General features: G+C 63.2%; 4 protein-coding genes. 3 read left to right on the top strand and 1 reads right to left on the bottom strand.

Translation table 11 applies throughout. The features are described 5' to 3' along the window. On the bottom strand, positions 1–1,808 hold a 1,808-nt coding region (gene putA, locus V7M64_RS22155; protein ID WP_333682324.1), incomplete at its 3' end, for a bifunctional proline dehydrogenase/L-glutamate gamma-semialdehyde dehydrogenase PutA. 349 nt (positions 1,809–2,157) lie between these two features. On the opposite strand from putA, the gene V7M64_RS22150 reads away from it, so the two are divergent. The 3 genes from V7M64_RS22150 to V7M64_RS22140 form a co-directional block, all read left to right on the top strand. Then, positions 2,158–2,595, top strand: coding sequence for a DUF2244 domain-containing protein (locus V7M64_RS22150; RefSeq protein WP_333682326.1), 438 nt, complete (start codon positions 2,158–2,160; stop codon positions 2,593–2,595). Between the two features lie 19 nt (positions 2,596–2,614). Next, a complete protein-coding gene (gene coxB, locus V7M64_RS22145) occupies positions 2,615–3,580 on the top strand; it encodes a cytochrome c oxidase subunit II (protein ID WP_333682322.1) in 966 nt (321 codons plus the stop codon). Positions 3,581–3,642: 62 nt separating this feature from the next. Further along, on the top strand, positions 3,643–4,313 hold a 671-nt coding region (locus V7M64_RS22140; RefSeq protein WP_333682320.1), incomplete at its 3' end, for a cbb3-type cytochrome c oxidase subunit I.

Here is a 4,313-nt window from a genome sequence, read left to right as displayed (position 1 = left end):
TCGGCGCTGACGTAGCTGCCCACGGCCTGGCGGCGGTCGGCGGGATTGGTCACCTGCACGGTGGGGCCCTTGCTCTCGCCACCCGGCACCAGCGGCGTGGCTGCCCAGGTAGTGGATTTCGCGTTGACCGCCTCGGCGAGGGCCTTCAGTTCGTTGTCGTTGGAGAAGTTGACGCCCATGGAGTTCTTCCTGGATACAAAATTTGAATTCTGCGGGGGGGCGGAATTCTCACCGAAGAGGTTGACCGGCACAGGAATGCGCGGGTGAGGAATGGAAGCAAAGCGGCGCACCGTTTCGCACGGATCGGCGACGAGATCGCGCACCGGCAGGGTCTCGTCCACTACGCGATTGACGAAGCTGGTGTTGGCGCCGTTTTCCAGCAGGCGGCGCACCAGGTACGGCAACAGGTCTTCGTGCGTGCCCACCGGTGCATAGACGCGGCACGGCACGTTGAGGTTCTGCTTGCCGATCACCTCGGCATACAGATCCGTGCCCATGCCATGCAGGCGCTGGAATTCGAATGGACGTCCGCGCGAGATGTGATGCACGGCGGCAATGGAGTGTGCATTGTGCGTGGCGAACTGCGGATAGATCAGCTCGGCGCCGGCATCGAACAGTTTGTGCGCGCAGGCCAGATACGACACGTCGGTGTTCGGCTTGCGTGTATACAGCGGATAGCCGGACAAGCCCAGCTCCTGCGCACGCTTGATTTCGGCATCCCAGTACGCGCCCTTCACCAGGCGCACGTACCAGCGGCGGCCGGTGGCGCGCGCGGTTTCGATCAGCCAGTCGATCACGAACGGCGTGCGCTTGGAGTACGCCTGCACCACGATGCCCAGGCCGTTCCAGCCTTGCAGCGATGGATGCGCAAACACCTCGCCGATGATGTCCAGCGACAACTCCAGGCGATCGGCTTCTTCCGCATCGACCGACAGCGCAATGCCTTGCTTCATCGCCAGCTGCGACAGTTCCAGCAGCTTGGCGGTGAGGTCGCCGCGCGCGCGTTCGCGATGGGCCACTTCGTAGCGCGGATGCAGCGCGGACAGCTTCACCGAAATCGACGGCGCATCGGTGTGATTGGCGAACGGCCCGCGCGCGCCGATACGTGCGATGGCGTTGCGGTAGTCCTGCTGGTAGCGCTCGGCGGTTTCCGCGGTGAGTGCGGATTCGCCCAGCATGTCGTAGGAGTAGCGATAGGCGGCGTATTCGCCCTTGCTGCAGCGATCCAGCGCTTCGTCGATGGTGCGGCCCATCACGAACTGGTGGCCCATGATGCGCATGGCCTGGCGCACGGCCAGGCGGATGGCCGGTTCGCCCGCGCGGCCGACCAGGCGGCGCAGCGCGCTGGTGAAATCCTGCCGGGTTTCCTCGGCGAGATTCACCAGCTTGCCGGTGAGCATCAGGCCCCAGGTGGAGGCGTTGACGAACACGGATTCGCTCTGGCCCAGATGCTTCTTCCAGTTCGCGTCGCCCAGCTTGTCGCGGATCAATTTGTCCGCCGTGGCCTTGTCGGGAATGCGCAGCAACGCTTCGGCCACGCACATCAACAACACGCCTTCCTCGCTGGAAAGGTCGTACTGGCGCATGAAGGATTCCACCGCGCTCTGGTCCTTGGCGCGGGCGCGCACGCGGGTGACCAGGTCGGCGGCAAGGTCGATCACTTTTTCGCGCTCGGCCGGCGGCAAGGTGGCCTGGGCGAGCAAGTCGTTCACCGCTTCCGTTTCGTCGCGCAGCCAAGCGGCCGTGATGCGCGCGCGGGCCGGCTCGACGCTGGTCGGCAGTTCGGGGATAAGAATGGGTTGGGTCACGATGGCGTGGCGCGTGGGAGTGAGGAGAAGGGAACGGCAAATTGTACGGGGGTGGCCACGGGCGTGCATTCGAGCACTGCAGCAATCAGCGGGGCACCTTCCCGCAGGTTGGGTTACCCCGGACTTGGTCCGGGGTAACCCAACCTGTCGCGCGCCATCGTTGGGTTACGCTGGGCCAACCTAACTTATGCAAAACACGCGAGACAAATTGTCGCGCCCAGCACGCCTTTCAATGCTGCCCTTGTCCTTGCCCACCGCCACGCGCGCAGCCTATGATCGAACACGTTCCAGGCACGCTAAGACTTCCATGATCGTGCTTCGACCAGCCCTCGGCGGCCTGCCGTGCGTGATGTGGCTTCGGCCCAATCGCACACTCAGCCGGCGTGGCCTGCGTCGCCTGATCCTGGTGCTGGCTGCGCTGGTGTTGATAACGGCAGGTCTGGGAGCGTGGCAGGGCGATGTATTCGCTCCGCTATTCGCCCTGATCGAGGCTTCCGCCGTCGCCATCGCCTTGAGCGTGGCATGGCGGGCCGGCGACCGCAGCGAGCGCATCACCCTCGACAACACGTCGCTGGAGGTGCAAACCCTGCCAGGTCGCCGTTGCACGCGTTTCCAACCCTATTGGGTGCGCGTGCTGCTGGAATCAGGGGAGGGGCGTTACCGATTGTTGTTGTCGTCGCACGGACGCAAGCTGGAGGTCGGGGCTTTCCTCACCGATGAGGAACGCGCCGAGCTGTTCCGGAAACTCAGGGCGTTGTTGGCCGATTTCCAGGCCGGACGCAGGTAGGGTCAACAAAGGTGCAAACATGACAGCTGGCGGCATCGGAAAGCACGGCATCAGGGTTGGGAAGCACTTCAGGCATGCAATCGGCGCGCTCGGCGCAGCCTTCTCGCTTTTGTTCGGCAATGCCGTCCTGGCCAATCCGCAGCCCGGCCAGTTGAATCTCACGCCTGGCGTGACGACGTATTCCTACATTCCCTACATGCTCAACAACGTGGCGTTGGGCGTGTGCGTGGTGATCGGCATCCTGGTCTTCGGCGCGATGTTCATCGCCATGTTCCGCTTCCGCAAATCGCGCGGCGCGGTGCCGGAGAAGTGGTCGCACAACACCACCGTCGAAATCATCTGGACCGCCATTCCGGTGGTCATCCTCGTTTCCCTGGCCTGGCTGGCCACCGATGGCCTGCGCAAGTTCTCCGATACCACCGGCGCGCAGATGACGGTGAAGGTCACCGGCTACCAGTGGAAGTGGCGTTACGACTATGTCGACTACCTCGGCAAGCCGCTCAGCCACGTCGATTTCATGTCCAAGCTGGACGATCGCAGCAACGCCACGCGCCAGCTCGATTCCGGCCTCGATCCGTACGCGGTGAAGGTGGGTGACGAAAACACCTATCTGCTCGACGTCGATCATCCGCTGGTGGTGCCGGTCGATACCAAGATCCGCTTCGTGATCACCGCCGACGACGTGATCCATTCCTGGTTCGTGCCGGCCCTGGGCTGGAAGATGGATGCGATCCCCGGCGTGGTGAATGCCGCGTGGACCAACATCAAGCAGCCTGGCGTGTACCGCGGCCAATGCGCCGAACTGTGCGGCCAGGACCATGGCTTCATGCCGATCGTGGTGAAGGCCGTCTCGAAGGAAGATTTCGCCAGGTGGCTGGCCGATCAGCAGAAGCCCGCCACGCCAGCCCCTGCAGCCGCGTCCACCGCGGCGGCACCCGCGCAGGCGACGGCGCAGGTGGCAACGAAACCGAACAATCAGGGTTGATCTCTCGGCTGCCTAAAAGCAGTTCACCACCGACGCATTCATTGAGGTAGAGGTTCAAGGCTATGGCCCACGCAGCCACCCACGATGAGCACCACGACGAGCATCACGAACACCAGAGTTTCTTTCAGCGTTGGGTGATGTCCACCAACCATAAGGACATTGGCACGCTGTACCTGGTCTTCTCGCTGCTGATGTTCTTTATCGGCGGCAGCTTCGCGATGGTGATTCGCGCCGAGCTGTTCAAGCCGGGCTTGCAGCTGGTGCAGCCGTATTTCTTCAACGAAATGACCACCATGCATGCGCTGGTGATGATTTTCGGCGCGGTGATGCCAGCCTTCGTCGGCCTGGGCAACTGGATGATCCCGTTGATGGTCGGCGCGCCGGATATGGCGCTGCCGCGCATGAACAACCTATCGTTCTGGATTCTGCCGTTCGCGTTCGCGCTGATGCTGTCCACGTTGTTCCTGCCCGGCGGCGGTCCCGCCGGCGGCTGGACCATGTATCCGCCGCTATCGCTGCAGAGCGCCTCGACCGCCTACGTGGTGTTCGCGATCCACTTGATGGGTATCAGCTCGATCATGGGCGCCATCAACATCATCGCCACCATTCTCAACATGCGTGCGCCGGGCATGGATCTGTTGAAGATGCCGGTGTTCGTGTGGAGCTGGCTGATCACGGCGTTCCTGCTGATCGCGGTGATGCCGGTGCTGGCCGGTGCGGTGACCATGCTGCT

This window comes from Dyella sp., assembly GCF_036746095.1.
In the GTDB taxonomy this organism is placed as follows: domain Bacteria; phylum Pseudomonadota; class Gammaproteobacteria; order Xanthomonadales; family Rhodanobacteraceae; genus Dyella_B.
The sequence above is the reverse complement of the archived record's forward strand: the minus strand, read 5'-3'. Positions and strand labels throughout refer to the sequence as shown.

Coding starts and splice junctions, on each gene's coding strand:
- coxB (WP_333682322.1), top strand. CDS start 2,615: ATGACAGCTGGCGGCATCGGAAAGCACGGCATCAGGGTTGGGAAGCAC.
- V7M64_RS22150 (WP_333682326.1), top strand. CDS start 2,158: ATGTGGCTTCGGCCCAATCGCACACTCAGCCGGCGTGGCCTGCGTCGC.